This window comes from Naasia aerilata, from assembly GCF_030296595.1.
GTDB classification, from domain to species: domain Bacteria; phylum Actinomycetota; class Actinomycetes; order Actinomycetales; family Microbacteriaceae; genus Naasia; species Naasia aerilata.
Genome location: NZ_AP027731.1, coordinates 2,960,759 through 2,985,558, shown reverse-complemented (window position 1 = coordinate 2,985,558; position 24,800 = coordinate 2,960,759). Strand labels below are relative to the sequence as shown.

The window sequence follows — 24,800 nt, the reverse complement described above, 5'->3', positions numbered from 1 at the left end:
CACGACACCGCTTCGCATTCGGCAGCCCTGTCTGCCCCTTCCCAGCGGTTCGTTACCGAAGGGCATGGAAGCGGCGCGGATTCCGTCGCCGAGGGCATCCGAAAGGCGCGTGCGGCGCGCTCATTAGGATCGGGGCATGCTTCCGACGCCCACCTGGTCCGCGCTGATCGGCTCCCTCCTCGAGGGGGAGGACCTCTCCATCGCCGATTCCACCTGGGCCATGGAGCAGGTCATGCTCGGGGAGGCATCTCCCGCCCAGCTGGCCGGCTTCCTGGTGGCACTGCGGGCCAAGGGGAGAGCGTCGACGAGGTCGTCGGGTTCCGCGACGCGATCCTCGAGCACGCCGTTCCCCTCGAGGTCTCGTCGGACGTGCTCGACATCGTCGGCACGGGCGGCGACCGATTCCGCACCGTCAACGTCTCCACGATGGCGGCCGTCGTGGCAGCGGCGGCCGGCGCGAGGGTGGTCAAGCACGGCAACAAGGCCGCTAGCTCCGCCTCCGGGTCGAGCGACGTGCTCGGGGCGCTCGGGATCGACCTCACGCTGGACCCCGCGCGGGTCGCCCGGGTGCTGGAGGAGGTCGGCATCACCTTCGTCTTCGCGTCCGCCTTCCACCCCGGCTTCAAGCACGCGGGCGTCGTCCGCGGCGAGCTGGGCGTGCCGACGGTCTTCAACTTCCTCGGCCCCCTCTGCAACCCGGCGCGCCCGGAGGCCAATGCGGTCGGCGTGGCCCGGGCCGAGGTCATCCCGCTCCTGGTCGGCGTGTTCCAGACCCGCGGCGCCACCGCTCTCGTCTTCCGTGGCGACGACGGCCTCGACGAGCTGACGACTACCGGGCACAGCCACATCTGGGAGGTCAGCGGGGGAGCGGTCACCGAGCACGACCTCAATCCGCGCGAGCTCGGCCTCCCGCGCGCCTCCATCGCGGACCTGCAGGGCGGGTCGCCGGCGGAGAACGCCGCGACGGCCCGCGCGGTTCTCGGCGGGGCATCCGGTCCCGTGCGGGACATCGTGCTGCTCAACGCCGCCGCCGCCCTCGCCGCCTGGGACCTCTCCCACGACCCGGAGGCGGCGGGCCGCCCGATCACGGCGCGCCTCTCAGAGCGGATGGCGACGGCGGCGGAGGCGATCGACAGCGGCGCCGCCCTTGCGAAGCTCGACGCCTGGACCGCCGCCACTCAGCGCCCCGGACGTTCCCCTCAGTGAGCCGCCCAGTTCTGCGGCAAGTCGGCGCCGAGTTGCCACAGAAGTGGGCGACTCAGCGCAGCAGGAGGTCCCGTACTCGGGCGACGAGCAGCGCCGGATCACGAAGGTCGTCAGCGTTCAGCTCGAGGACCCGCCATCCGGCCGCCTCCAGGGCGGCGCGACGCGACATGTCCCGTCTCCACTGAGCCTTGTCCCGGTGGTAGTCGCCCTGGTATTCGATGACGAGGCGCTCGGCGACGTAGACGAGGTCGCCACGACCGAGGAATCTGCCGCGCTCGTCGTGGATGTCGAGGTTCACCGCCGGTTCCGGCAGCCCGCCCTGCATCAGGATCGTCCGCAGCCGGGACTCCTGGGGCGACTCGGTGCCCTCCCGGATCAGTGCCAGTGCCGTCGCCAGGCGCCGGACACCGCGCTCCCCGGGGTGATCCTCCACCATGGCGGCGAGGTCGGCGCGGGTGCCCAGAGGAGCGGCTCGGGAGAGGATGCGGTCGCCCGCGACGACCAGATCCGGCACGGCGAGCTCCTTGCCCAGGTCGAACCATGTCCGGGCCGGCCTCGTCACCCGCAGCCCGTCGACGACGACGAGGTCGTTCTCCTCTAGAACGAGGCTGTGTCCCGACAGGCCCTTCGCGTGGGGCGCGCGGTCAGGGGCGGCCACGGACATGTCCAGCACGTCGTCGGGCCCCGGAGGAAGCGGAAGGCCGAGGAGCGCCGCCGCCGTCCGGTGGCTGAAGAACGCATCGGGCAGGCGCGCCGCATACAGCCGGCACCGTGCCTCCAGCGACACCGCCGTGCCGGCGGCGCGAACACCCCACACCGACGCGTCCCAGTGCGGCGAGCGCATCATCCCGGGGCTGAGACCCGCGCTCAGAGCGTGCCGTGTGGTGGAGATCGGGGCGGGCAGGTGGGGGCGTTGACGCTTCACGCCGGGGAGGATGCCAGCGCGCCGGCCGCGGCAGCGGCGTTCTCCACAGCCGCGACCTCCTCGTTAACGCGAGATGCCCAGTTCTGCGGCAACTCAGTGGCGAGTTGCCGCAGAACTGGGCGGGTCAGGTCAGCGGGCTACTGCACGTCCTCGTCGACCCAGTCGAAGGTCTTCGTGACGGCCTTCTTCCAGAGCCGCAGCTGGCGCTCACGCTCGGTGTCCTCCATGTTCGGAGTCCACCGGCTGTCCTCCTGCCAGTTGCCGCGGAGGTCGTCCAGGTCCTTCCAGAACCCGGTGGCCAGTCCCGCGGCGTAGGCGGCGCCGAGGGCCGTGGTCTCCGCGACGACGGGCCGCACGACCGGCACGCCGAGGATGTCGGCCTGGAACTGCATGAGGGTGTTGTTGGCGATCATGCCGCCGTCCACCTTCAGCTCGGTCAGGTCGACGCCGGAGTCTGCGTTGACCGCGTCCAGCACCTCGCGGGTCTGGAACGCGGTCGCCTCCAGGGCGGCCCTCGCGATGTGGCCCTTGTTGACGTACCGGGTGAGGCCCACGATCGCGCCGCGCGCGTCGGGCCGCCAGTACGGCGCGAAGAGACCGGAGAACGCGGGGACGATGTACACGCCGCCGTTGTCGTCGACCGTCTTCGCCAGCTCCTCGACCTCGGCCGCGCTCTTGATCATGCCGAGGTTGTCGCGCAGCCACTGGACGAGCGATCCCGTCACGGCGATCGATCCCTCGAGCGCGTAGTGCGGCTTCGCGTCGCCCAGCTTGTACCCGAGCGTCGTGAGGAGGCCGTTCTTCGAGCGGATGATCTCCTCACCCGTGTTGAAGATGAGGAAGTTGCCCGTGCCGTAGGTGTTCTTCGACTCGCCGGTGTCGAACGCCGCCTGGCCGAACGTCGCGGCCTGCTGGTCGCCGAGGATGCCGGCGACCGGCACCTCGCGGAGCAGGCTGGACGCCTCGACCTGGCCGTAGACCTCGGAGGAGCTGCGGATCTCGGGGAGCATCGACCTCGGGACGTTGAAGTCGGCGAGGATCGAGTCGTCCCAGGCCAGCGTCTCGAGGTCCATGAAGAGGGTGCGCGAGGCGTTGGTCACGTCGGTCGCGTGCACGCCGCCGTCGACACCGCCGGTGAGGTTCCAGAGGACCCACGTGTCGGTGGTGCCGAACAGCAGGTCGCCGGCCTCCGCCTTCTCGCGGGCGCCGTCGACGTTCTCCAGGATCCAGACGATCTTCGTGCCCGAGAAGTAGGTGGCGAGCGGCAGCCCGACCTTCTCCTTGTAGCGCTCGACGTCGCCGTTGGCGAGCCGGTCCACGATGCTCTGCGTGCGGGTGTCCTGCCACACGATCGCGTTGTAGACGGGCTTGCCGGTCGTCTTGTCCCACACCACCGCGGTCTCGCGCTGGTTGGTGATGCCGACCGCCTGGATGTCGTGCCGCGTGATGTCGGCCTTGGACAGCGCCTGGCCGATGACCTCGCGAGTGTTGTTCCAGATCTCCATCGGGTCGTGCTCGACCCAGCCGGCCCGCGGGAAGATCTGCTCGTGCTCCTTCTGGCCGGTCGAGACGATCGACCCCGAGTGGTCGAAGACGATGGCGCGGGTGCTGGTCGTGCCCTGGTCGATTGCGATGATGTAGTCCGCCACGGAGTAACTCCTTCGTTATCAGGCGTATGGGTGGATCAGGATGCGGCGGGGAGCAGCACCAGGGAGAGCCAGCCGGCGAGGACACCGCCGATGATGGGGCCGACGATCGGCACCCAGGAGTAGCTCCAGTCGCTGCTGCCCTTGCCGCGGATGGGCAGGAGGGCGTGCGCGATGCGGGGGCCGAGGTCACGCGCCGGGTTGATCGCGTAGCCGGTGGGGCCACCGAGCGATGCGCCGATCGCGACCACGAGGAACGCGACGGGCAGGGCGCCGAGGGCCGCGAGTCCCGCCGGCGTGTTCGTGTCGGGATCCCCACCCTTGCCGAAGCCGATGACGACGAAGACCAGGACGAACGTGCCGATGATCTCGGTGATGAGGTTCCACGCGTAGCTGCGGATGGCCGGGCCGGTCGAGAACACGCCGAGCTTCGCGGCGGGGTCGGGCTCCTCGTCGAAGTGGTTCTTGTACGCCAGCCAGGCGAGGACGGCGCCGATGAACGCGCCGATCAGCTGGGCGACGATGTAGACGATCACCGTGAGGAACGGGTTGTCGCTGTCGATCTTCCCGGCAGCGGCGAGGCCCAGCGTGACGGCCGGGTTGAGGTGCGCGCCGGAGGCGTAGGACACCGTCACACCGGCGAAGACCGCGAGTCCCCAGCCGAAGTTGATCAGGAGCCAGCCGCCGCCGAACCCCTTGTTCTTGGTGAGGATGACGTTCGCGACGACGCCAGCACCGAGGAGCAGCAGCATCGCTGTCCCGACGACTTCAGAGAGAAAGATGGTTCCCAGATTGTCCACTCCGACATTCCTTCCTGACCGGGTGATGATGCCGAGGCATCAGGCCGCCCCCATGCGGCCGTTCTCACCATAGACCCAGGGATTTGCCGGGATAAGAGGCGAATTCCCCGAGCGGCATCCGTCGTTCCTGCGGGGAGCCGGATGGGGACTGGACGGCTCTTGGGTGGCGCCTCGCCGTGGGCGTAGCGTGTGGTCCGGCGGGGACGCCCGTCATCCGTGCGAGAACAGGAGCAGTTTCGATGAAGAAGCTCATCAACAATCCGCGCACCGTGGTGGAGGAGGCCGTCTCCGGCATCGCCGCCGCCCACCCCGGCCTGCTCGAGGTGCACACCGACCCGATCTTCATCGTCCGCGCGGACGCGCCGAAGCAGGGCAAGGTCGGCCTGGTCTCGGGCGGAGGAAGCGGTCACGAGCCCCTGCACGGGGGCTTCGTCGGCTACGGGATGCTCGACGCTGCGGTCCCCGGCGCCGTCTTCACCTCGCCGACGCCGGACCCGATCCTGGCGGCCACTCAGGCCGTCAACGGCGGCGCAGGGGTGCTGCACATCGTCAAGAACTACACGGGCGACGTGCTCAACTTCGAGACGGCAGCCGACCTCGCCTCCGCTGAGGACATCGAGGTCCGCTCGGTGATCGTCAACGACGACGTCGCGGTCAAGGACTCCCTGTACACGGCCGGCCGCCGCGGAGTCGCCGGAACGGTCCTGGTGGAGAAGATCGCGGGCGCGGCCGCGGAGCGTGGCGACGACCTGGACGCGGTGACCGCCGTCGCTGAGAAGGTCAACGCCAACGTCCGGTCGATGGGTGTCGCGCTCACCGCGCCGATCGTGCCGCACGCCGGGGTGCCGAGCTTCGACATCGGTGAGGACGAGATCGAGATCGGCATCGGCATCCACGGAGAGCCCGGCCGCGAGCGCATCCCGATGGAGCCGGCCGATGCGATCGTCGACCGCATGCTCGGTCCGATCCTCGAGGACCTCCCCTTCAGCGACGGCGACCGGGTGCTGCTGTTCGTGAACGGAATGGGCGGGACTCCGCTCGTGGAGCTCTACATCGCCTTCCGGCACGCCGCCGAGGTGCTGACGGGCCGGGGCATCACTGTGGACCGCACGCTGATCGGCAACTACGTCACCTCCCTCGAGATGCAGGGCTTCTCGATCACCGTGCTGAAGCTCGACGACGAGCTCACCGAGCTCTGGGATGCGCCGGTGCAGACCGCCGCGCTCCGGTGGGGCCGGTGACGCGGATGGCGCTCGGCACGGACTGGGTGCTGGCCTGGGTGCGCGCCACGGCGGCGGTGATCGCCGAGAACCGGGCGGAGCTGGTGCGACTCGATCGCGAGATCGGCGACGGGGACCACGGCGAGAATCTGGACCGCGGCTTCACCGCCGTGCTCGGCAAGCTCGACGGGCTCGCCCCGGACGCGACTCCCGCCGACGTCCTCAAGCTCGTCGCCACGACTCTCATCTCCACGGTGGGCGGTGCGGCGGGTCCGCTCTACGGGACCGCGTATCTGAAGGCGTCCGCGGCGGTGAAGGACTCCGGGGAGCTGGACCCCGCCGCCCTCGTCGCGGCCCTCACGGCCGCCCGCGACGGGATCGTCAGCCGGGGAAAGGCGGAGCCGGGCGACAAGACGATGGTCGACGCCTGGACCCCGGCGGTGGACGCGGCCGCGGCCGCGGAGCAGGAGGGGGCGGAGGTCGGCGCCATCCTGGACGCCGCAGCCTCGGCCGCCGAGCGCGGCGCCGCGGAGACCGAGCCGCTGGTGGCCCGCAAGGGGCGCGCCAGCTACCTCGGCGAGCGCGCCATCGGCCATCGCGATCCCGGCGCCCAGTCCTCGGCCCTGATCCTGCGCGCGGCGGCGGATACGGCGGCCTGACGTGGCCTCCGTGGGGCTCGTCCTCGTCTCGCACAGCGCGAAGATCGCCGAGGGCCTCGTCGAGCTGGCGCGGCAGATGGCCCCGACGGTGGCGCTGGTGGCCGCCGGGGGGACCGACGAGGGCGGCATCGGCACGAGCTTCGACCGCGTCACAGCGGCCATCGACGAGGCCGACCACGGGGACGGCGTGGCCATCTTCTGTGACCTCGGCTCCGCGATTCTCACCGCCGAGACGGCCCTGGACTTCCTCGAGGACCCGTCTCGCGTGCGGATCGTCGACGCTCCGCTGGTGGAGGGTGCGGTCGCCGGGGCCGTCGCGGCAGAGGGCGGCGGAAGCCTCGACGACGTCGTCGCAGCAGGGGAGTCGGCGCGCGGAGCGGAGCTGCAGCGGGCCGGTGCCGGCTCCAGCCCGCCCGGCGGGGCGTCACCGTCGGGATCCCCGGTGGCAGCGCAGTCCGGCCCGGTGACGGAGACCGCGACCCTGGTCAATCGGGAGGGTCTGCACGCCCGCCCCGCCGCGGAGTTCGTGAAGCTCGCAGGCTCCTTCGACGCCCAGGTCACGGTGAACGGCGTGGACGCGAAGAGCCTCCTGGGGATCATGTCGCTCGGCCTGACCGCCGGCGACGCGGTAGAACTGTCCGCGACCGGCCCGCAGGCGGCGGAGGCCGTGGGTGCGCTCGGCGCTCTGGTGCGGTCCGGATTCGGGGAGAGCTGAGGCATGGCGGAATCGGTGACCTTCGAGTCCACGATCGAGCAGGAGGGGAAGTCCGCGACGGGAATCCCGGTCCCCGATGGCACCCTCGAGGCGCTCGGCGGCAAGCGCGTCGCGGTGATCGTCTCCGTCGGGGGGCACACCTATCGCAGCACAGTGAGCCCGTACCGGGGACGTGTCATGGTCCCGCTCAGCGCCGAGAACCGCACGGCCGCCGGCGTCGCGGCCGGACAGACCGTCACCGTGACGCTCACGCGCGATGACGCTCCGCGCGTCGTGGAGGCGCCGGCGGACCTCCGCACCGCGCTCGACGCCGATCCTGCCGCGGCGGGGTTCTTCGCCGGTCTGGCACCCAGCCACCAGCAGGCCTACGTCACCTGGATCACCGACGCCAAGAAGCAGGAGACCCGGGACTCGCGCATCCTGTCCGCGATCGAGATGCTCCGCGAGGGCAAGCGCCGCTGACCCGATGCCCTTCCGGCAGGCGGGAGGGCCTCCCTCTCCCGGAGCCGATCCGCCAGGATGGGCGCGATGTCTCTGCTTCCCGCGCCGCCGCCGCCCCGGGCCGTCCTCACCGCCGACGGCATCTCCATCGCCACCTATGAGTTCGGCGAGGACCCGGCCGCTCCGGTCGTCTTCGCCGTGCACGGCTTCTCGTCCTCGTTCGTCGCCAACTGGCTGCGGACCGGCTGGGTGCGGGAGCTTGTGCGGGCCGGCTACCGCGTGGTCGGGATGGACCAGCGCGGGCACGGCGGCAGCACCAAGCCGCACGAGCCCGAGGCCTACACGATGGACGCGCTGGTGGCCGACGTGGGCGTGGTGCTCGACACCTACCTCCTCGACGACGTGTCCTTCGTCGGATACTCGCTCGGGGCCCGCGTCGGTTGGCACGCCGCCCTCGAGCTGCCGGTGCACATCAGCCGCGCCGTGTTCGGCGGCATCCCCGACGGAACGCCCCTCACCCGGTTCCGCGTGGACCAAGCCAACCGGTTCCTTGCGGACGGCACTCCAGTCGAGGACCGGCTCACGCAGGCGTACCTGACCATGGCGTCGGCCATCCCGAGCAACGATCTGCACGCCCTGGTCGCGCTCGTCGAGGGGATGCAGGGCGGGGCGCAGCCGGATCCGGACAACCCGCCGCGGCAGCCGGTCCTGTTCGCGACGGGCAGTGAGGACCGGATCCTGGAGGCGTCCCGCCAGCTTGCGGCGAGCACCCCCGCGGGGGAATTCTTCGAGATTCCAGGACGCAACCACTTCAACGCCCCGACCTCGCGCGCGTTCCGCGACGCCGCCCTCGGCTTCCTGGAGCGCGTGGGCTGAGCCGCCGGGCGCACGGCCTGTGTGCGATTCAGGATCCGGCACCGCGGTTCCCGTAGTCTGCGAGCGGCGGGAGGAGCGCGGTGTCCACGGAGGCGACCTACCCGGAGCTGGCGGCGATGCTCCAGCGCACGACGGCCTGGCTCGAGGAGCACGGTGCGCGCGACGAGGCGCTCGGCCGCTTCGAGCGGAAGCGCGGCATCTTCGGACTCGGCGGCGGCATGGTGCTCGTGCCGCGCGGGAGGGTGTGGCGGCTGGGAGTGCTGCTCCTCGACCGCGAGCTCCGGCTCTTCGCGGCGGGCTCGGTGACGCGCGCCGTCGCGCCAGGCCATCCGAACTTCCAGTCCGTGTCGGGGGAGCAGCGGCGGCAGATCCGGCGCACCGCCCTCGAGAGCGGCTTCGCGGCCGGCGAGGTCGTCAACTTCGACGCGGACGAGCTCGCCCTCGACGCCGAATCCCTGACAGCGGGCTCCGGCCCCCTGCTGCTCGCGGAAGGCATCGTGACGGTCCAGTGGGCGCCGCGCCAGGGCCGGGTGCCGCTCGCCGGGTACCTCAAGGAGCGGTCACGGCTCCTCGCACGTCAGGACGGCTGGGACGAGACCGTCCCCTCGCCCTGACCCTTCCGGGGCGGGCCAGCATTCCGGGACGGGCGACGGCTCGCCCTAGGGTTGACGGTATGTCCAAGGTCTTGAGCAGTCTTCCCGTCGGCGAGCGCGTCGGCATCGCGTTCTCCGGCGGCCTCGACACCTCGTGTGCGGTGGCCTGGATGCGGGAGAAGGGCGCCGTGCCGTGCGCCTACACCGCGGACATCGGCCAGTACGACGAGCCGGACATCGCCGCCGTCCCGGGACGCGCCACCGCCTACGGGGCGGAGCTCGCCCGCCTCGTCGACGCGAAGAGCGCCCTCGTGGAGGAGGGCCTTGTCGCCCTGCAGTGCGGCGCCTTCCACATCCGCTCCGGCGGCAAGACCTACTTCAACACAACACCCCTCGGCCGCGCCGTGACGGGCACCATGCTCGTGCGCGCCATGAAGGAGGACGACGTCGACATCTGGGGCGACGGCTCCACCTACAAGGGCAACGACATCGAGCGGTTCTACCGCTACGGCCTGATGGCGAACCCGCGGCTCCGCGTCTACAAGCCGTGGCTAGACGCCCAGTTCGTCGGCGAGCTGGGCGGCCGCACCGAGATGAGCGAGTGGCTCGTCGCCCATGGCTTCCCGTACCGGGACTCCACCGAGAAGGCGTACAGCACGGATGCGAACATCTGGGGCGCCACCCACGAGGCCAAGCGCCTCGAGGAGCTGAGCTCGGGCCTCGACATCGTCGAGCCGATCATGGGCCTGCCCACCTGGCGGGACGACGTCGAGGTCGCCACCGAGGAGGTCACCGTGCGCTTCGAGGCGGGGCGTCCCGTCGCGATCAACGGAGCCGAGTTCCCGGATGCCGTCGCGCTCGTGCTCGAGGCCAACGCGATCGGCGGCCGGCACGGCCTCGGGGTCTCCGACCAGATCGAGAACCGCATCATCGAGGCGAAGAGCCGCGGCATCTACGAGGCGCCCGGCATGGCTCTGCTGCACATCGCCTACGAGCGGCTGCTCAACGCGATCCATAACGAGGACACCATCGCGAACTACTCCGCGGAGGGCCGCCGGCTCGGCCGCCTCATGTACGAGGGACGCTGGCTCGACCCCCAGTCCCTCATGCTGCGTGAGTCCCTGGTGCGCTGGGTCGGCTCCGCCGTCACCGGCGAGGTCCGGCTGCGCCTGCGCCGCGGCGACGACTACACAATCCTCGACACGACGGGTCCCACCCTCAGCTACCACCCCGACCGGCTCTCCATGGAGCGGGTCGGCGACTCGGCGTTCGGCCCGGGGGACCGGATCGGCCAGCTCACGATGCGGAACCTCGACATCGCGGACTCGCGCTCGCGCCTGGAGCAGTACGCGGCCGCCGGCCTGATCGGCGGCGCCACGGCGGAGCTCGTCGGCGAGCTGGAGCCGGGGAGTCCGCGGAGATCATGCAGCGCGGCTCGGACGCGGACGCCGCCCTCGAGCGCGCCACGGACGTCGCCTCGGAGGGAGCGGCGTTCGACGCCGGCACCGACTGACCGGGAGGCCGGCCGCCGCTGGCTTCAGCGGACGAAGTCCTCCTCGAGAAGGCCGCCGTGTGGCGCAAGCGGCTCGGCCGTGATGGCGGCTATGACTTGTGAGTCCCGTTCGTCTGCGACCGCGGCGAGACGCGTGGCGAGCCCGTCGTCGAAGTCGCGCAGCCGGCGCACGAGCCATTTCCCGCTCCCTAGCCAGCGATTGCAGGCCAGCAGGAGGAACTGAGCGAGCTCCCGCACGAGATCGGCGCGGAGCATCGACGCGGTGAAGGGGTCATCGGCGTCGAGGAGATCGTCGACGAGGCTCGTCAGCAGGTAGCGCCGCGCGTCGAGCTGGTGTTCGGGCAGCCGCGGTCCTGCCTCGAGACGCTCACCGGCCCAGATCCGGAGAGTGTCCGCGTCACGATCCGAGCGCAGTGGGATGCCCTCCACGAGGAGGTAGAGCAGCACCGGACGCAGCGAGCCGAAGTCGCGCTCGCACCACCCGGAACGCCTCGGCCGTGTACGCGAACACCTCGAACCGCTCGCCCTGCTCCCGAGCGATCCAGGCACGGCTCGATGCATTGGCGAAAGCCTCGGCCGGCGCGAAGACGAGAAGATCGATGTCGCTCGTCGCCGTGCGTCGTCCCGTCGAGGCGCTGCCGCCCACGAAGATCGCGCTTGCACCGGGCAGGTGGCGATCCACGAAGGCGGTGGAGAGGTTCGCGACGGCGGTGTCCATGGGCCCAGCGTGCCGGTGTCGGTCACTCCCGTCCACCCGGGGTCTCGCGGGATGCCACCAGCCGCCGCGCCAGCAGCCCGGCTCGGGGAGAGCGGAGTTCTCCCTACGATGGATCGGTGACGATCACCGCTGCCGCCGACGGATCCGCCCTCGGCAATCCGGGGCCCGCCGGCTGGGCGTGGTACATCGACGACGATCGCTGGGCCGCCGGCGGCTGGAAGCACGGCACCAACAACATGGGCGAGCTCAAGGCCGTCCTCGAGCTGTTCCGCGCCACCGAGCACACCGGGGAGGACCTGCTCGTCCTCTGCGACAGCCAGTACGTCATCAACTCGGTGACGAAGTGGATGCCCGGGTGGAAGCGGAAGGGCTGGCGCAAGGGCGACGGCAAGCCGGTCATGAACCTCGACCTGCTGCAGGAGCTGGACGAGGCGATCGCGGGCAGGACCTACCGGTTCGAATGGGTCAAGGGACACGTCGGCCACGTGCTCAACGAGGCGGCCGATGTCCGCGCCCGTGGCGCTGCGGAGGCCTATCAGCGCGGGCTGGAGGTGCCGACGGGCCCCGGATTCGGCTCAGCCTCCTCATCCCCGGTCAGGGTCACCGTGCCGGCCGGGAGCGCAGTGGCCGCCGAGGCGGAGCCCGCCGAGCCGGCATCGCTGTTCGAGCTCGACGAGCCCGAGCTCCACGAGCTGAGCCTGCAGCTGACGACCGAGGAGCACAGGCGGCTGCTGCAGCGCGCCCGCCGTGAGGGTCGCAGCCCCGAAGAGCTCTTGCGCGGACTGATCTAGCCGATGGTTCCGCACACCGCCGCTCCGTCCGCCCTCGCGCTGCTCGCGGAGGTGGTCCCGCCCGAGCGGCTGCTCACCGACGCGCCCGCGCTCGAGGCCTACAGCCACGACGACGCCGAGTGGGCGCCGTACACCGCGCCGGTCGCGGTGGTGCTGGCCGAGACGGCCGAAGAGGTGGCCGCCGTCGTGCGGATCGCCGGGGACACCGGCCTCCGCGTCGTCCCGCGCGGATCCGGCACCGGCCTCTCCGGCGGAGCGAACGCCGTCGAGAACAGCATCGTCGTCTCGCTGGAGCGGATGACCGCCGTGCTCGAGATCAACGAGACCGAGCGCTACGTGGTCGCCCAGCCCGGTGTGATCGGTGACGTGCTGCGGGCCACGGTCGCGGAACACGGCCTCTGGTATCCGCCTGATCCCGCCAGCTCGGCCATCTCGACGATCGGCGGCAACGCCGCTACCAACGCGGGCGGCATCTGCTGCGTCAAGTACGGGGTGACGCGCGACTACGTTCTCGGCCTCAAGGTGGTGCTCGCGGACGGCAGTCTCGTGTCGCTCGGCCGGACCACCGCCAAGGGCGTCGTGGGCTACGACCTCACCGGTCTCCTGGTCGGCTCAGAGGGAACGCTGGGGATCATCGTCGAGCTCACCCTGCGGCTCCTGCCGCTGGGCGGGCGCGAGGAGCGCGCCGTCGTCGGATCCTTCGCCTCACTCGAGGACGCGGGCGTCGCGGTCGCGGCGATCACGGCCGCCGGCATCCTCCCGTCCGCGCTCGAGCTGGTGGACCGGATGTGCCTGCGCGCCGTCGACGACTGGCAGCACCTGGGTCTGCCGCATGAGGTGGACACGATGCTCCTCGCGAAGGTCGACGAGCCCGGGGAGTGGGTGAGGAGTCGGCCCAGCGGATCGCCGCCCTCATGAGCGAGGCGGGCGCGGTGACCGTGGAGCGGGCGATCGACGCCGGCGAGGTCGAGCGGCTCTTCCGAGCGCGACGGCTCGCCTATCCCGCACTCGAGCGGCTGGGACCGGTGCTCACCGAGGACATCTGCGTGCCGCGCGGGGCGGTGCCTGAGATGCTTGCGCGGATCCAGCGTGCGGCCGCCGACAACGACGTGACGATCGCGAACATCGCCCATGCCGGTGACGGCAACCTGCACCCGCTCATCATCGCGCCGGAGGGCGACGAGCCCGCCAAGGCGCGAGCCAAGACCGCCTTCGACCGGATCGTGGCCGACTGCCTGGCCCTCGGCGGCACGGTCACGGGGGAGCACGGGGTGGGGCTGCTCAAGCTGCCGGGCGCGGGCGAGGAGCTCGGCCCGCGCGTGCTCGACCTGCACCGGGCGATCAAGGCCGCGCTCGACCCGCGCGGCATCCTGAACCCCGGCAAGGCGTTCCCCGCCTAGCGATACGTCAGAGCTCTTCCTCACTCCCTCGCGACGAGCACGCCGCGTGGGGCCCAGGCGGAATCGGCTCCAGCAGGCGAGACGTCGGCGTGTCCTACTGCTGGAGCCGAAAGTGCCTGTTGGGGGAGGGGCGGGCCGGCGCGGAAGGGTCCGGTCAGAGCTGGGAGAGGAACCGCAGCAGTGCGCGGTTGAACCGGCGCGGCTGCTCGATGTTGGCGGCGTGCCCGTCGTGGGCGAGGAGGACGGCGGTCCCGCGCCGAGCGAGCGAGGCCGCCGCGGGAGCGTGCTCGGCGGGCCAGAACTCGCTCTCCCTTCCCGCTACGAACAGCACCGGCACGTCGGCCGCGGCCACGGTGGGACGCCAGTCGGCCCGGGCGTGGTCGCCGAGCAGCTGCCTCTCCAGCTCGCTGAGCTCTCGCCGTTCCCCGCCGCCGAGGGCCCGGAGAAGCCGCGCGATCCGGACGGGACCCTTGGAGAACAGGCTGACGCGGCCCGGATTCGGCACCGTCTCGGCGAACAGCGTGTCCCGGTTGTCCTCGGTGTAGCCGTAGAACCCGAACGGCCAGTCCGCGGCATTGAGCATCTTCGGCGTCTGGTCGACGATGACGATCGCGCGAACCCGGCCGGTGCCGAACGAGGACACGTAGGACCAGATCACGTTGCCGCCCATCGAGCCGCCCACCAGCACGACGCGCGAGAGTGCCAGGGCGCCGAGGAAGTCTCCGAGGTCCCGCCCGTGCCGTGCCATCGTCGCGCCGGCGGTCGGCCGATCGGAGAGCCCGTGCCCGCGCCGGTCGAGGGAGAGGACTCGATAGCCCGCCGCGGCCAGCGCCTTCTGCTGCGGCTTCCAGCTGGTGGCAGCCGCCTTGAAGCCCGCGATCAGCACCACGGGCTCGCCGGCCGGGTCGCCGTGCTCCGTGTAGCTGAGACGCACGCCATCGTCGGTCCTGATGGTCGGCATCGTCCGCCCTTCCCTTCGTCCTGGTCCGGTCACGCTACCGAACCTGGACTGTGCGGTCCGAGGTGGGGGAGCGGCGACGTCGGTGGCTCTCGTTACCGTCCACGCCATGGCGAGATGGGCGGACGTCGAGGCCGACGTCCCGGAGTTCGCGGCGTCGGTGCGCCGCGCCTTCGACGCGGGAACGAACAAGACGATGGCGACGCTGCGGGCAGACGGATCGCCGCGGATCAGCGGCACGGAGCTGAGGTTCGCCGGGGGAGAGGCGACGCTGGGCATGATGCACGGCTCGCGCAAGCGACAGGACGTGCGGCACGATCCCCGCGTGGCCATCCACTCGCCCACGCTGGAACCGCCGACGGGCTCGCTGGGGGAGGGGGACGCGAAGCTCGCGGGAGTCCTGGTGGACGCGGACCCGGAGAGGCGGGGCGATGCGCCGGAATCCGGGGCGTTCCGGCTCGAGGTGACCGAGGTCGTCCTCACCACCGTCGAGGACGGTCAGCTCGTCATCCTGTGGTGGCGGCCCGGGACCGGCCTGCAGGAGCGCCGTCGCTGAGCGCAGCCGCAGGCCGGTGCGAGCGGCTCAGTCCCCGTCGCGGACGTTGCGGACGAAGTTGGCGACCCGCTCCTGCAGCGCCGCGATCCTCCGCCGGCGCTCCGCCTCCAGGTCGAAGCCGATGTACGCGAGCGCAGGGCGCCGCCGCACGTTCGCGGAGCATTCGAAGTTCGCGCACGCGAGCGTCCCCACGGTGTCGCCGTTGCGTCCGGCGTCTCCTGCCCGCTTCACGCTGAAGAAGAGGACCGGGTTGGGCAGCTGGACGTCCTCGCAGAGTGAGCACTGGGCTCGGGAGCGAGGTGCACGCTCGGCCTGCCGGAGCATGATCCCGACGGGGTCGCCGTCCAGGTCGGCCACGAGGTACCCGACTTGGGGCTGCTTGGGGTCGCGCCAGCCGAGGTAGTCGAGGTCGTCCCAGCGGAGGGCGTCGAGATCGGGGAGGGGAGCGCCTTACGCTCACGGAGGGTGGTGTTGACGAAGGACGCGCGGATGCGGTCGCCGGAGATGGGGTTCATGAATGCTGCCTGTCTGCACACCTCGACGTCGCGACGCCGAGGGAGGGTGTCCGGAGGATGGCCGACGGCGATGCGCACGCCGGAAGAGGGCGTGCGGAAGCGCCGGGCCGAGAGTGCGCGGATGCGCGGAACGACCGGAAGGAACAGCTACCTCGTGCCGGCGCGGAAAGCGCCGGATACCTCCTGACGCCCGGTAGGCGAATCGGCGGGGAGGTGGTCACCCGGCGAGTGTACCGCCGACCTGAGGCGACGCCGGCTCTGGACCGCGGCAGGAGGGGAGGCGCGCCATCGGCGCCGCCGCCGGCGCACCTCGCCTCATCGAGCCCCGGTCACCTGATAGTGCGCGATCGTGACGCCCGTCGGCGTCGACGTGCTGCTCAGCAGGGTGGGGCGTGGGCGACTTCGCGTACATCCGACGCCCTGAGCCGAGCACGAGCGGATGGACGAAGAGCAGCAGCTCGTCGACCAGCTGCTCGTCCAGGAGCGTCTGCAGCAGGTCGGCGCTGCCCATGACGCAGAGGTCGGGCCCCGGCCGGCGCTTGAGGTCCGCGACCGCCGCGCCGACCTCGCCGGACAGCAGGGTCGTGTTGGGCCAGGGGACGGACCGGGCAGAGCGCGACGCCACGAACTTCTCCGCGTTGTTGAGGCCGTCCTTGAACGGGCTGTCCTGCGTGTTCCAGTAGCCGAGCATCCCCTCGTAGCTGCGGCGTCCGAGCAGGAGCCGCATACCGCCCGCTTGCTGGACACGCTGGCCGAGCGCGGCGGACAGGGCCGCGTCGACGCGGGGCGTCGCCCAGCCGCCGGCGGTGAAGCAGTCCCGGACGTCCTCGTCCGGCCGACCCAGGCCCTGGATGACGCCGTCCAGAGTGATGTGGTTGGCGACATAGATCCTGCTCATGGGAAACCTTCCGGTGCTCGAAGACGGGACCGAACTGGCCCCTCGGAGAAGAGACGAACGGGTCGGGCCGGAATCGACACCTCCCGTCGCCCTCGTTGTGCCGAAGACTGCCCCGCGATACCGTCCGACCGTGTCCGGAGCAGCGCAGCACGAAGGTCTCCTCGAGCGCCCGGACGGCGCCCGCATCTGGTGGGAGAGGTGGGGCGGGGGTCCCGTCCCTGCGCTGTTCCTGCACGGCGGTCCCGGCTCGGGGCTCAGCGAGCACCACCGCGCGTACTTCGATCCCGAGGTGAACACGGTGGTCGGCCTCGACCAGCGCGGGTGCGCCCGCAGCACCCCGTCGGCGGCGGACGACCTCGAGGCCCTCGGGAGGAACACGACGCAGACGCTTCTGGCGGACATCGAGGCGCTGCGGGACCAGCAGGGCGTCGATTCGTGGTTGGTCGTCGGCCTCTCCTGGGGCGCGACGCTCGCACTCGCCTACGCGGAGGCGCATCCGGACCGCGTGTCCGGTCTGGTCCTCGGCGCCGTGACCACGACGAGCCGGTCGGAGGTCGAGTGGATCACGCAGGACCTCCGGCACGTCTTCCCCCGAGAGTGGGAGCAGCTTCGGGAGGCCGCAGACCCGGCGGAGGGGGAGCGGGTGGTCGATGCGCTGTACCGGAGGATCACTGGACCGGACCCGTCCGCCCGCGAGGCCGCCGCGATCGCCTGGGGCGCCTGGGAGAACACGCACGGCTCGCTCGACCCCGGCTTCGCTCCCGATCCCCGGTGGCAGGACCCGCACAAGCGGCGGGAGGTGGCCACCCTCGTGCTCCACTACTGGTCGCACTCCGCCTTCCTCGGCGACGCCGGCATCCTGGACCGCGCCGACCGGCTCGCGGGCATTCCAGGGGTGCTCGTCCACGGTCGGCGCGACCTCAGCTCGAGCCTTTCCGTGCCCTACGACCTGCAGCGCAGCTGGCCGGAGGCGGAGCTCATCGTGGTCGACGACGAGGGGCATTACGGGCCGGCCATCTTCGCCGCTGTGCGCCGGGGAGTGTCCCGCCTCTCCGCGCTCCGGGTGCGATGATCCACCCGGCCGATCGATCGAATGTGGACAGTGTTCACATTTGCTGGTAAGCTCACTGCATGGGATCGCGGAAGCTCCGGTATTCGATCAATGTCTCGCTCGATGGCTGTGTCGATCACCGAGCCGGCAGTCCGCACGAGGAGACGCACCGACACGCGGCCGAGGTCATAGCCCGTGCCGACGCGATCATCTTCGGCCGAACCACCTATGAGCTGATGGAGTTCTGGCGCACCGCGCAGGACCTGCCCGAGTGGATGCGCCCGTTCCAGGACACGATCAACGTCGCCAAGAAGTACCTGGTGTCGAGCACGCGCGAACCGGACGGGTGGAACACCGAGGCGCTGACCGGCGATCCCGTCGAGGCGGTCCGGAAGCTCAAGGAGCAGCCAGGGGAGGGGCTGTACGTGGGTGGCGTCACGCTGCCGCGGGCTCTGGCCGACGCCGGCCTCATCGACGAGTACGAGTTCGTCGTGTATCCGGCCCTCGTCGGCCACGGGCCATGGTTGTTCGAGGGACTTGCCAAGCCGCTCGACCTGGAGCTCGTCGGAGTGACCGAGTTCTCGTCGGGCGTGCGCGCCGAGCGCTACGTACCCGCCGACCGCTCGTAGCGAAGGGGAGTCCCTGAGAGCTCGTCGGGTGGTTCTATTGGGCTGCTGCGACGCGTCCCGTAATTTCATCTGACATAATGTGCATTATCGGCGCAGTGGGCAACCCGGAATCAAGCGTTTCAGGACACCGTACTGACATAACGTGACCGGCGCCTTGAGGGCGACGTGCGCTCAGACTGCACCAGCGTCACACCGGCGGGCGCCGCACATCCTTCCCCTGCTGGAAGACCGCCCAGGCATCGGCGACCGGCCCTAGGTGGCCGAGCTTGTCGGGATTCAGCACCGCCCGGATCGACTGAATCCGCCCGTCGAGGATGTCGAGCGACCAGGTGTTCAGCACTCGGCCCTCGCCGTCGCGCAGGATCGCACCCGGCTGGCCGTTGATCGTCCGGGGCTCGAGCGTCCCGCCGATCTGGCCGAAGATCGGCATCGTCGACTCGAGAACCCGAGCGACGTTGGCTCCCCCGAAGATTCCCCTGCCCCACATGGGCGCCTTTCCGCCGGCGTCCGCGGTGAGCTGGACGTCTGCGGCGAGCAGCTCTCGGAGCGCCTCCACATCGCCGTCCCGGATGGCGTCGAAGAAGCGCGCGGCCAGCTCGTCGCGCTCCCGCCGGTCCGCCTCGAAACGCGGGCGTCCCTCGTCCATGTGCCGTCGGGCGCGCACCGCGAGCTGCCGGACGGCGTCTTCGGAGCGGCCGACCGCGGACGCCACGTCGGCGAAGTCGAACGCGAACACCTCCCGCAGCACGAACACGGCCCGCTCCAGCGGGCTGAGCCGCTCCAGGAGCAGCAGGGCGGCCATCGACACCGAGTCGGCGAGCTCGGCGGCCCGGGCGGGATCCTCGTAGGGATCGCTGACGAGCGGCTCCGGGAACCACCGTCCGACGTAGGCCTCCCGGCGCACACGTGCCGACCGGAGGACGTCGATCGAGATCCGCGTCACCACGGCCGACAGGTACGCCTTCGGTGAGGCGGGCACGGCGTCGGAGGTCTCGTAGCGCAGCCAGCTCTCCTGGACGGCGTCCTCCGCGTCGCTCACGCTGCCGAGGATCCGGTACGCGATGGCGAAGAGCAGGGGACGGAGCTCCTGGAACTCCTCGGATCTGGTCACGATGCCGACGTGGTGGCGGGCGCTACGGGGACGAGACCGTCCCGGAAGCCGGTCCGCCACGACGGGTAGCGCAGCTCCCAGCCCAGTTCGCGCTTCGCCTTGGCGTTCGTGAAGCCGCGGCCCTCCGTCATCATTCCGGCCACCACCTCCCCCGCGATGAGACGCGCGAGCCAGACCGGCACTCGGAACGGGCGTCCTCCCCTGCCGCGCCCGCAAGGGCTGGCAGCCATGCGGAGGCGGGCGCCGGCTCGTCGTCGACGACGTTGAATACTCCCTTGGCGCGCTGCTCGATCGCCAGCACCGTGGCGGTGGCGGCGTCGTCGACGTGCACCCACGAGTTGTAGCCGGTCCCCCGACCCACCAGCGGGAACATCCGCTTGCGCGCGAGCTCGAGGAGCTCGTCCGTGGCGCCCGGGCCGTACAGCCAGCCGTAGCGGAGAACGGTCCCGCCGGCGCGCATGACTGCGGCCTCCAGGTAGCGGAGGGCCGCCATGACCGGCTCCGCGGTCGTGCCGGTGACTGGGTCGAACGGATCCTCCTCCGTCTTCACCCAGCCGCCTTCGCGGATGCCGTTCCAGCTGGAGTAGCTCTGCGCGACGAAGTCAGGAACTCCCGTGGCCTGTGCGGCCGCGAGGAGGTGATCGGTGCCCTCGGTGCGGAGCCGCATGGTCGTGGCGAACCACCGGTCCATGTGCTTGAGGTCCGCCTTCCGGGAGATGGCGGTCATCTGGTGCACGATCACGTCCGGCCGCGCTCGGCCGACCGCCTCTCCTACCGATGCGGCGTCGAGCCCGTCCATGACGACGCCATCGGCTCCGAGGCGCTCCAGCTCCCCCAGCCGGGCCGTCGACCTGGTGGTCGCGGTCACCTGGTGCCCTCGCGCCACGAGCTGGGGCACCATCCGCTGCCCGAGGACTCCGGTGCCTCCTGCGATGAACACGTGCATGCTGTTCCCTTCCTGTCGACGGCTTCGCTACTCAGACGAGACAGCGGCGCCGTCTGTGACACACACACCCTCGGTTCGCCTCACAGCGCCCGCAGATAGCGGCCGGTGAGGTGCCTCTGCACCAGGCGGCTGACCGGCGCTCCCAGCCGTGCCCACCACGTGGCGGGCCGGGAGAACGCAGCGATCGTCAGCAGCACCGCGTCGTCGTCGCGCCACTCGATCGCGAACCGCTCCTCGCCGCGTTCCGGATGTCCCTGCAGAGTGCCGTAGGCGAAGCCGACCAGGCGAAGGCCCAGCTCCACCTCCACGACCCGGCAGGGCGCCCGAAAGAGTCGCCCCCACTGCAGAAGGACGACGCTGCCCTGTTCGGCCCTCGGCGTGCTCGCTCGCACCCGAAGCCCGGCGCCTCGGTGCAGCTGCCAGGTCGACAGGCGCTCCGACGCGTCTCGAAACACGCGTTCGCCTCGTCCGAGGACGGCCTGGGCCTCCAGGTGCTCGTAGCCCGGCGGCAGGGGCCGTCGCGCGGTCGCGCCCACCTCGGGATAAGTCAGGCTGCGCTGGGGAAGAGGCAGGCGCGGCACGACTGCCACCCTGGCACAGCCAGCCGGCCACGCCGGCAAGTCGGTCCCGCGGGAAGGCCGAAAACTGACCGGTGCGGAGGGTTCCCCTCCGTCGATACGGTGACCGCCATGGACTCTGCCCAAAACCCTTCCGGGATCGATCTCTCGGCCATCCTCAGTGTCGGCATCGTCGCGCTCGTCATCTACCTGGTCGTGACGGCAGGGCTGATCGCCCTGGCCATCTGGATCCAGTACGCCATCATCTGGCACGCGGTGCGGCGAGGCATCCGGGAGTACTTCGGGCCCACTCCCCGAACCCCTACGGGACCTGGTCGAGCTGACGCGGGCGCGATTCGCACTTTTCGCTGTCCGGTCGCTGAGTGGCGGCAGAATCGTCGGATGGATTCCGTCGGCGTCATCATCTGGATCGTCGCGTTCGTCATCGTGACCGTCACCGTGACCGGCTTCGCGGGCCGCTTCGGCCTCTCCGCGCCGCTCGCGCTGGTCGCGATCGGGGCGATCGTCTCCTTCGTGCCGGGCATCCCGAACATCGATCTCGAGCCTGACCTCGTCCTCTACGGCGTGCTGCCGCCGCTGCTGTTCGCGGCGGGAATCCGATCGTCCTACATCGACATCAAAGCGCGCGGCGACAGCATCCTGCTGCTCTCGGTCGGCCTCGTCGCCTTCACGTTCATCGTCGTCGGGCTCACCACCTGGCTCGTCCTGCCGGGCGTCGGGCTGGCCGCAGCGCTGGCCTTCGGCGCTGTCGTCGCACCCACCGACGCCGTCGCGGTGACGGCGATCGCCGGCAGGCTCCGGCTCCCCCGGCGCACCGTCACCATCCTCGAGGGCGAGAGCCTCCTGAATGACGCGGTCGCCCTCGTCGCTCTGAGCGCCTCCATCACCGCCATCGTGAGCACCGTCAACCCGGGAACCGTGGCCCTCGACCTGCTCCTCGCCGTGGGCGTCGGGGCCGGTGTCGGGCTCCTGGTCGGCGCAGTCATCGCGGAGATCCGCAAGCGGCTGAACTCCGCTGTCCTCGACACCAGCCTCTCGCTCGTGACTCCGTACATCGCGTTCATCCCGGCGCAGCTGCTGCACGGCTCCGGGGTGCTCGCGGTCGTCCTCGCCGGGCTCCTCCTCGGCTACCGCTCCCCCTCCATCCAGTCCGCGGAGGCACGCATCGCGGAGCGGCTCAACTGGCGCACGATCCGCTTCCTGCTCGAGAACGCGGTGTTCCTGCTGATCGGCCTGAGCCTCGCGGGAATCGTCCGGGAGGCGATCCGCGACTCCCCGGCTTCTGGCCATCCATCATGATCGGCGGGGCTGTGCTCGCGGCCGTCTTCTTCTCACGCGTCCTCTGGCTGACCGGCGCCACCATCGTGTATCAGCGCGGACCGATGTGGCTGCGGGAGCGGAGCTGGCGCTGGCGCAACTCCATCGTCGTGATGATCTCCGGCATCCGGGGCGTCGTCACCCTCGCCGCGGTGTTCCTGCTTCCAGAGGAGACGCCGAACCGCGGCTTCCTCCAGTTCCTCGCGTTCCTCGTCATCGCGGTGTCGCTGCTCGGCGGGCTCGCACTCCCGCCGATCATCCGGCGGCTCCGCCTTCCTCCACCCAACCTCGAGCAGGAGCAGATGCAACGCCAGCTCCTGATGAGCGAGGCGCAGGCGGCGGGCCTGTCGAGGCTCGACGACGAGGTCACCGATGAGGTCGAGGAGCGGGTCGTCAACCGCCTGCGCGTGAACGCCACCTTCCTGACCGAAGAGGCGGAGACGGAGGAGCCCCAGAACAGCTTCCGGCTGGCCGAGTACACCCGGCTGCGCCACAACATGATCGCGGCCGAGCGGGACGCCGTGCGTCAGGCGCGCGCCGAGGGGCGCTACGAGGAGTACGCGGTGCGTGCGGTGCTCGCGGCGATCGACGCCGAGGAGCTCGCCCTGAAGGCGACGGCGCCGCGCGTTCCGCCGCCGGACCCTCGGCCGGATGGCGCGAGGCCCGCCGATGGCACGATGCCGGCGGCCGCCGCGACGACGGGGCTGTAGACGGCGTCGGCCCGCCTGCGCTCAGGACTCGGGGACTCCCGGCGCTGGCGGGACATCGCGCTTTCGCAGTGTCTCTCGATGCAGCCGGTGGGCCAGCGGCGCCCAGACGATCAGGACGATGGCCGCGCCGAGGACGAGTCCGCCCAGGGTGTCGGTGAGCCAGTGCGCGCCGAGGTAGTTGCGGCTCAGCAGCATCATGAAGGTGTAGAGACCGCCGAGGGCCCACACCCACCAGCGGTTAATGATGATGGCGAGCACGACGCAGATCGTGGCGGCGTTCGCCGTATGCCCGCTGGGGAATGAGCCGATGTCGGCGGTCACGAGGATCTGCTCGGGGCGAGGACGGTCCACGGTGTTCTTGAGGATCTGCACGAGCGCGGCGCTGACGACGATCGAGATGAGGAAGAAGATCGCTCCCCACTTGCGCTTGAAGAGGATCAGCAGCGCGAGGATCACGATCGGCACCACGAAGACCCCGACGATTCCGGCGCCGAACCAGTTGAAGAACAGGGCGACCTGCTCGAGTGCGGGAGTGCGGTGCTCGTAGAGCTCGTCCATCCACTCCTGGTCGACCGCGTACGGCACCACCTTGAACTGCCGGATGGCGATCAGGACGCCACCCAGCACCACCAGCAGCAGTGCGGCCACGCCGCTGACCAGGGGCCACTTCCGCTGCACTTCCAGGGTCTGGCGATCCTGCTTGTGCAGGGTGGCGGTGTCGCTCATCCCCCGATGGTAGGCATCCTGACGCGGACGTAGGCTGAGCGCGGAGAGGGGTTGCACCGATGCGTGTCACCGTGCTGGGAACCGGGACCATGGGCGCCGGGATGGCGAGGTCCTGCCTCCGGGACGGCCACGAGGTGACCGTCTGGAATCGCACCCCGGAGCGGGCCGCCCCGCTGGCCGAGGACGGCGCGCGCCTCGCCGGCTCCCCGCCGACGCGGTCCGGGGCGCGGAGGCCGTCCTCGTCATGCTGTTCGACGCCGACGCGGTCCTCGAGGTCCTCGGCGAGGTCGCCGAGGACCTGGGCGAGGCGGTGATCCTGCAGACGAGCACGATCGGCGTCGACGGGACCCGACGCGTCGCCCGCTTCGCTGAGGAGCACGGGCTTCGCCTGCTCGATGCGCCCGTGCTCGGCAGCAAGCAGCCCGCCGAGGACGGGAAGCTCGTGGCGCTCGTGTCCGGCGACCGGGCGGCGCGCGAGCTGGTCACGCCGGTGCTCGACGCGTACGGGGGTCGGATCGTGGACCTCGGCGACGAGCTCGGGGCGGCCAGTGCGCTGAAGCTCGCAGTCAACTCGTGGGTCGCAGGCGTCGGCGCCCTCACCGCGCAGGCCATCGCCCTGACTCGCGGACTCGGCCTCGACGGCGAGCAGTTCCTCGCGGCCATCGGTCGCGGACCGTCCGACTCGCCCTTCGCGCAGCTGAAGGGCCGCGCGATCCTGGCCGGCGACTACTCCCCTCGTTCGCCGTCGACAACGTCGCGAAGGACCTCCAGCTGATCGCCAAGGCCGCCGAGGGCGCGGGGGTCGCCACCGGGGTCGTGGAGGCCGTCCTCGCCGCCTACCGGGAGGCGAGCGCCGCGGGTCACGGCAAGGACGACATGGCGGCGGTGTACACGGCCTTCGCCCCGGACCGGAGCTAGGCCGCCGGCTCCGCCGAGAGGGTCTCCAAGGCCGCCGCGAGGAGGCCGGGGAGCCCGGGCGGCTCGTACTCGTACGGCGTCTCCTCGAGCTCCGCTGCGGAGAACCAGCGCCAGTCGACCACGTCCGTCAGCTCCTCCTCCGTCCAGCCGTCGCGGGACGGGCTGAACCCGTTCACCCGCACCGCGTACCACTCCCAGTGGGCGGTGTCGTAGGGGTGCCAGCGCTGATCAGGGTCGAAGTCTTCGCCGAAGAACGGCCTGCCGACGTCCTCGAGCACGAGTCCCGTCTCCTCGCGCAGCTCGCGGACGGCCGCCTGGTCGTGGTCCTCCCCGGGTCGACTCCGCCGCCCGGGGTGATCCAGCGGGGCGGGATGCCGCGATCCT

27 protein-coding genes and 5 pseudogenes are annotated in these 24,800 nt (G+C 70.9%); 18 read left to right on the top strand and 14 right to left on the bottom strand.

All coding sequences use genetic code 11. The annotated features are described in order from the left end of the window. Nucleotides 1–136: 136 nt before the first annotated feature. A pseudogene (trpD, locus tag QUE51_RS15515) lies at nt 137–1,206 on the top strand (anthranilate phosphoribosyltransferase). A 52-nt stretch (nt 1,207–1,258) separates the two neighbouring features. Here the strand turns inward: trpD and QUE51_RS15510 are convergent. The 3 genes from QUE51_RS15510 to QUE51_RS15500 form a co-directional block, all read right to left on the bottom strand. Continuing rightward, nucleotides 1,259–2,131 carry an endonuclease domain-containing protein gene (locus QUE51_RS15510; protein ID WP_286277256.1) on the bottom strand — a complete coding sequence of 291 codons (873 nt, stop codon included), beginning with the start codon at nt 2,129–2,131 and terminating at the stop codon, nt 1,259–1,261. A 137-nt stretch (nt 2,132–2,268) separates the two neighbouring features. Continuing rightward, the gene (gene glpK, locus QUE51_RS15505; protein ID WP_286277255.1) at nt 2,269–3,780 is read right to left on the bottom strand and encodes a glycerol kinase GlpK; all 1,512 of its coding nucleotides are present in this window, start codon (nt 3,778–3,780) and stop codon (nt 2,269–2,271) included. Nucleotides 3,781–3,815: 35 nt separating this feature from the next. After that, nucleotides 3,816–4,529: an MIP/aquaporin family protein gene (locus tag QUE51_RS15500; RefSeq protein ID WP_434017274.1), complete on the bottom strand. Its 714-nt coding sequence runs from the start codon at nt 4,527–4,529 to the stop codon at nt 3,816–3,818. A 287-nt stretch (nt 4,530–4,816) separates the two neighbouring features. On the opposite strand from QUE51_RS15500, the gene dhaK reads away from it, so the two are divergent. The 7 genes and pseudogenes from dhaK (at nt 4,817) to argG (ending at nt 10,594) form a co-directional block, all read left to right on the top strand. Then, on the top strand, nt 4,817–5,818 hold the full coding sequence (gene dhaK, locus QUE51_RS15495) for a dihydroxyacetone kinase subunit DhaK (protein WP_286277253.1): 1,002 nt from the start codon (nt 4,817–4,819) through the stop codon (nt 5,816–5,818). 5 nt (nt 5,819–5,823) lie between these two features. Next, nucleotides 5,824–6,456 carry a dihydroxyacetone kinase subunit DhaL gene (dhaL, locus tag QUE51_RS15490; RefSeq protein WP_286277252.1) on the top strand — a complete coding sequence of 211 codons (633 nt, stop codon included), beginning with the start codon at nt 5,824–5,826 and terminating at the stop codon, nt 6,454–6,456. Between the two features lies 1 nt (nt 6,457). Further along, the gene (dhaM, locus tag QUE51_RS15485; protein ID WP_286277251.1) at nt 6,458–7,171 is read left to right on the top strand and encodes a dihydroxyacetone kinase phosphoryl donor subunit DhaM; all 714 of its coding nucleotides are present in this window, start codon (nt 6,458–6,460) and stop codon (nt 7,169–7,171) included. Nucleotides 7,172–7,186: 15 nt separating this feature from the next. Then, nucleotides 7,187–7,633, top strand: a complete 447-nt coding sequence (locus QUE51_RS15480; RefSeq protein WP_286277250.1) for a YdeI/OmpD-associated family protein — start codon at nt 7,187–7,189, stop codon at nt 7,631–7,633. A gap of 66 nt (nt 7,634–7,699) precedes the next feature. Further along, nucleotides 7,700–8,488: an alpha/beta fold hydrolase gene (locus QUE51_RS15475; protein ID WP_286277249.1), complete on the top strand. Its 789-nt coding sequence runs from the start codon at nt 7,700–7,702 to the stop codon at nt 8,486–8,488. 80 nt (nt 8,489–8,568) lie between these two features. Continuing rightward, the gene (locus tag QUE51_RS15470; protein WP_286277248.1) at nt 8,569–9,102 is read left to right on the top strand and encodes a hypothetical protein; all 534 of its coding nucleotides are present in this window, start codon (nt 8,569–8,571) and stop codon (nt 9,100–9,102) included. 59 nt (nt 9,103–9,161) lie between these two features. Beyond that, nucleotides 9,162–10,594, top strand: a pseudogene (gene argG, locus QUE51_RS15465) (argininosuccinate synthase). Nucleotides 10,595–10,618: 24 nt separating this feature from the next. Here argG and QUE51_RS15460 read toward each other — a convergent pair. Both QUE51_RS15460 and QUE51_RS15455 read right to left on the bottom strand, forming a co-directional pair. Continuing rightward, nucleotides 10,619–11,041, bottom strand: coding sequence for a hypothetical protein (locus tag QUE51_RS15460; protein WP_286277247.1), 423 nt, complete (start codon nt 11,039–11,041; stop codon nt 10,619–10,621). Then, the gene (locus QUE51_RS15455; RefSeq protein WP_286277246.1) at nt 10,992–11,312 is read right to left on the bottom strand and encodes a nucleotidyltransferase domain-containing protein; all 321 of its coding nucleotides are present in this window, start codon (nt 11,310–11,312) and stop codon (nt 10,992–10,994) included. The genes QUE51_RS15460 and QUE51_RS15455 overlap by 50 nt, the downstream gene beginning before the upstream one ends. A gap of 116 nt (nt 11,313–11,428) precedes the next feature. Between QUE51_RS15455 and QUE51_RS15450 the strand changes: the two genes are divergently transcribed. The 3 genes from QUE51_RS15450 to QUE51_RS15440 are packed head-to-tail and all read left to right on the top strand — an operon-like array spanning nt 11,429 to nt 13,503. Further along, nucleotides 11,429–12,103 carry a ribonuclease H family protein gene (locus QUE51_RS15450; protein ID WP_286277245.1) on the top strand — a complete coding sequence of 225 codons (675 nt, stop codon included), beginning with the start codon at nt 11,429–11,431 and terminating at the stop codon, nt 12,101–12,103. A 3-nt stretch (nt 12,104–12,106) separates the two neighbouring features. After that, nucleotides 12,107–13,021: an FAD-binding oxidoreductase gene (locus tag QUE51_RS15445; protein ID WP_286277244.1), complete on the top strand. Its 915-nt coding sequence runs from the start codon at nt 12,107–12,109 to the stop codon at nt 13,019–13,021. Then, complete coding sequence (locus tag QUE51_RS15440) at nt 12,982–13,503, top strand: FAD-linked oxidase C-terminal domain-containing protein (protein WP_286277243.1); 522 nt, start codon at nt 12,982–12,984, stop codon at nt 13,501–13,503. Before QUE51_RS15445 ends, QUE51_RS15440 begins: the two co-directional genes overlap by 40 nt. Before the next feature lie 154 nt (nt 13,504–13,657). Here QUE51_RS15440 and QUE51_RS15435 read toward each other — a convergent pair whose 3' ends face one another. Continuing rightward, nucleotides 13,658–14,464, bottom strand: a complete 807-nt coding sequence (locus QUE51_RS15435; protein ID WP_286277242.1) for an alpha/beta fold hydrolase — start codon at nt 14,462–14,464, stop codon at nt 13,658–13,660. 106 nt (nt 14,465–14,570) lie between these two features. On the opposite strand from QUE51_RS15435, the gene QUE51_RS15430 reads away from it, so the two are divergent. Further along, nucleotides 14,571–15,017, top strand: coding sequence for a pyridoxamine 5'-phosphate oxidase family protein (locus tag QUE51_RS15430; protein WP_286277240.1), 447 nt, complete (start codon nt 14,571–14,573; stop codon nt 15,015–15,017). A 27-nt stretch (nt 15,018–15,044) separates the two neighbouring features. On the opposite strand, the pseudogene QUE51_RS15425 reads toward QUE51_RS15430, so the two are convergent. Both QUE51_RS15425 and QUE51_RS15420 read right to left on the bottom strand, forming a co-directional pair. Continuing rightward, nucleotides 15,045–15,401 (bottom strand): annotated as a pseudogene (locus tag QUE51_RS15425) (FBP domain-containing protein); the annotation flags it as partial. Between the two features lie 348 nt (nt 15,402–15,749). Beyond that, the gene (locus QUE51_RS15420; protein ID WP_286277239.1) at nt 15,750–16,430 is read right to left on the bottom strand and encodes a dihydrofolate reductase family protein; all 681 of its coding nucleotides are present in this window, start codon (nt 16,428–16,430) and stop codon (nt 15,750–15,752) included. A 130-nt stretch (nt 16,431–16,560) separates the two neighbouring features. On the opposite strand from QUE51_RS15420, the gene QUE51_RS15415 reads away from it, so the two are divergent. Next, entirely contained in the window at nt 16,561–17,502 is a 942-nt protein-coding gene (locus tag QUE51_RS15415; RefSeq protein ID WP_286277238.1) for an alpha/beta fold hydrolase, read from the top strand. Between the two features lie 59 nt (nt 17,503–17,561). Beyond that, the gene (locus tag QUE51_RS15410) at nt 17,562–18,110 is read left to right on the top strand and encodes a dihydrofolate reductase family protein (RefSeq protein WP_286277237.1); all 549 of its coding nucleotides are present in this window, start codon (nt 17,562–17,564) and stop codon (nt 18,108–18,110) included. A gap of 187 nt (nt 18,111–18,297) precedes the next feature. On the opposite strand, the gene QUE51_RS15405 is transcribed toward QUE51_RS15410, so the two are convergent. From QUE51_RS15405 to QUE51_RS15390, 4 genes are all read right to left on the bottom strand, one after another. Continuing rightward, the gene (locus QUE51_RS15405; RefSeq protein ID WP_286277236.1) at nt 18,298–19,221 is read right to left on the bottom strand and encodes an RNA polymerase sigma-70 factor; all 924 of its coding nucleotides are present in this window, start codon (nt 19,219–19,221) and stop codon (nt 18,298–18,300) included. Continuing rightward, nucleotides 19,218–19,355, bottom strand: coding sequence for a hypothetical protein (locus QUE51_RS15400; protein ID WP_286277235.1), 138 nt, complete (start codon nt 19,353–19,355; stop codon nt 19,218–19,220). The genes QUE51_RS15405 and QUE51_RS15400 overlap by 4 nt, the downstream gene beginning before the upstream one ends. Further along, nucleotides 19,352–20,167 (bottom strand): NAD-dependent epimerase/dehydratase family protein, encoded by an 816-nt coding sequence (locus tag QUE51_RS15395; protein ID WP_286277234.1) that lies wholly within the window; start codon nt 20,165–20,167, stop codon nt 19,352–19,354. The genes QUE51_RS15400 and QUE51_RS15395 overlap by 4 nt, the downstream gene beginning before the upstream one ends. 80 nt (nt 20,168–20,247) lie before the next feature. Further along, on the bottom strand, nt 20,248–20,748 hold the full coding sequence (locus QUE51_RS15390; RefSeq protein ID WP_286277233.1) for a DUF1990 domain-containing protein: 501 nt from the start codon (nt 20,746–20,748) through the stop codon (nt 20,248–20,250). A gap of 108 nt (nt 20,749–20,856) precedes the next feature. Between QUE51_RS15390 and QUE51_RS15385 the strand changes: the two genes are divergently transcribed. Both QUE51_RS15385 and QUE51_RS15380 read left to right on the top strand, forming a co-directional pair. Then, nucleotides 20,857–22,044 (top strand): cation:proton antiporter, encoded by a 1,188-nt coding sequence (locus QUE51_RS15385; protein WP_286277232.1) that lies wholly within the window; start codon nt 20,857–20,859, stop codon nt 22,042–22,044. Continuing rightward, a complete protein-coding gene (locus QUE51_RS15380) occupies nt 22,041–22,772 on the top strand; it encodes a cation:proton antiporter domain-containing protein (RefSeq protein WP_286277230.1) in 732 nt (243 codons plus the stop codon). The genes QUE51_RS15385 and QUE51_RS15380 overlap by 4 nt, the downstream gene beginning before the upstream one ends. A 21-nt stretch (nt 22,773–22,793) precedes the next feature. Here the strand turns inward: QUE51_RS15380 and QUE51_RS15375 are convergent, their stop codons facing one another. Further along, on the bottom strand, nt 22,794–23,498 hold the full coding sequence (locus QUE51_RS15375) for a phosphatase PAP2 family protein (protein WP_286277228.1): 705 nt from the start codon (nt 23,496–23,498) through the stop codon (nt 22,794–22,796). A gap of 59 nt (nt 23,499–23,557) precedes the next feature. Between QUE51_RS15375 and QUE51_RS15365 the strand changes: the two are divergent. After that, nucleotides 23,558–24,273: pseudogene (locus QUE51_RS15365) on the top strand (NAD(P)-dependent oxidoreductase). Then, nucleotides 24,270–24,416, top strand: a complete 147-nt coding sequence (locus tag QUE51_RS15360) for an imine reductase family protein (RefSeq protein ID WP_286279427.1) — start codon at nt 24,270–24,272, stop codon at nt 24,414–24,416. The pseudogene QUE51_RS15365 and the gene QUE51_RS15360 overlap by 4 nt, the downstream one beginning before the upstream one ends. Here QUE51_RS15360 and QUE51_RS15355 read toward each other — a convergent pair. Then, nucleotides 24,413–24,781 (bottom strand): annotated as a pseudogene (locus QUE51_RS15355) (NUDIX domain-containing protein); the annotation flags it as partial. The gene QUE51_RS15360 and the pseudogene QUE51_RS15355 overlap by 4 nt on opposite strands. Between the last annotated feature and the right edge of the window lie 19 nt (nt 24,782–24,800).

What these genes read in the sequence shown, in the direction of transcription:
- QUE51_RS15375 (WP_286277228.1), bottom strand. Translation starts at nt 23,498, where the DNA reads ATGAGCGACACCGCCACCCTGCACAAGCAGGATCGCCAGACCCTGGAA.
- QUE51_RS15410 (WP_286277237.1), top strand. Translation starts at nt 17,562, where the DNA reads ATGGGATCGCGGAAGCTCCGGTATTCGATCAATGTCTCGCTCGATGGC.
- QUE51_RS15500 (WP_434017274.1), bottom strand. Translation starts at nt 4,529, where the DNA reads ATGCTGCTGCTCCTCGGTGCTGGCGTCGTCGCGAACGTCATCCTCACC.
- QUE51_RS15385 (WP_286277232.1), top strand. Translation starts at nt 20,857, where the DNA reads ATGGACTCTGCCCAAAACCCTTCCGGGATCGATCTCTCGGCCATCCTC.
- dhaK (WP_286277253.1), top strand. Translation starts at nt 4,817, where the DNA reads ATGAAGAAGCTCATCAACAATCCGCGCACCGTGGTGGAGGAGGCCGTC.
- QUE51_RS15475 (WP_286277249.1), top strand. Translation starts at nt 7,700, where the DNA reads ATGTCTCTGCTTCCCGCGCCGCCGCCGCCCCGGGCCGTCCTCACCGCC.
- QUE51_RS15400 (WP_286277235.1), bottom strand. Translation starts at nt 19,355, where the DNA reads ATGATGACGGAGGGCCGCGGCTTCACGAACGCCAAGGCGAAGCGCGAA.
- QUE51_RS15455 (WP_286277246.1), bottom strand. Translation starts at nt 11,312, where the DNA reads ATGGACACCGCCGTCGCGAACCTCTCCACCGCCTTCGTGGATCGCCAC.
- QUE51_RS15445 (WP_286277244.1), top strand. Translation starts at nt 12,107, where the DNA reads ATGGTTCCGCACACCGCCGCTCCGTCCGCCCTCGCGCTGCTCGCGGAG.
- QUE51_RS15380 (WP_286277230.1), top strand. Translation starts at nt 22,041, where the DNA reads ATGATCGGCGGGGCTGTGCTCGCGGCCGTCTTCTTCTCACGCGTCCTC.
- dhaL (WP_286277252.1), top strand. Translation starts at nt 5,824, where the DNA reads ATGGCGCTCGGCACGGACTGGGTGCTGGCCTGGGTGCGCGCCACGGCG.
- QUE51_RS15420 (WP_286277239.1), bottom strand. Translation starts at nt 16,430, where the DNA reads ATGAGCAGGATCTATGTCGCCAACCACATCACTCTGGACGGCGTCATC.
- QUE51_RS15395 (WP_286277234.1), bottom strand. Translation starts at nt 20,167, where the DNA reads ATGCACGTGTTCATCGCAGGAGGCACCGGAGTCCTCGGGCAGCGGATG.
- QUE51_RS15435 (WP_286277242.1), bottom strand. Translation starts at nt 14,464, where the DNA reads ATGCCGACCATCAGGACCGACGATGGCGTGCGTCTCAGCTACACGGAG.
- QUE51_RS15430 (WP_286277240.1), top strand. Translation starts at nt 14,571, where the DNA reads ATGGCGAGATGGGCGGACGTCGAGGCCGACGTCCCGGAGTTCGCGGCG.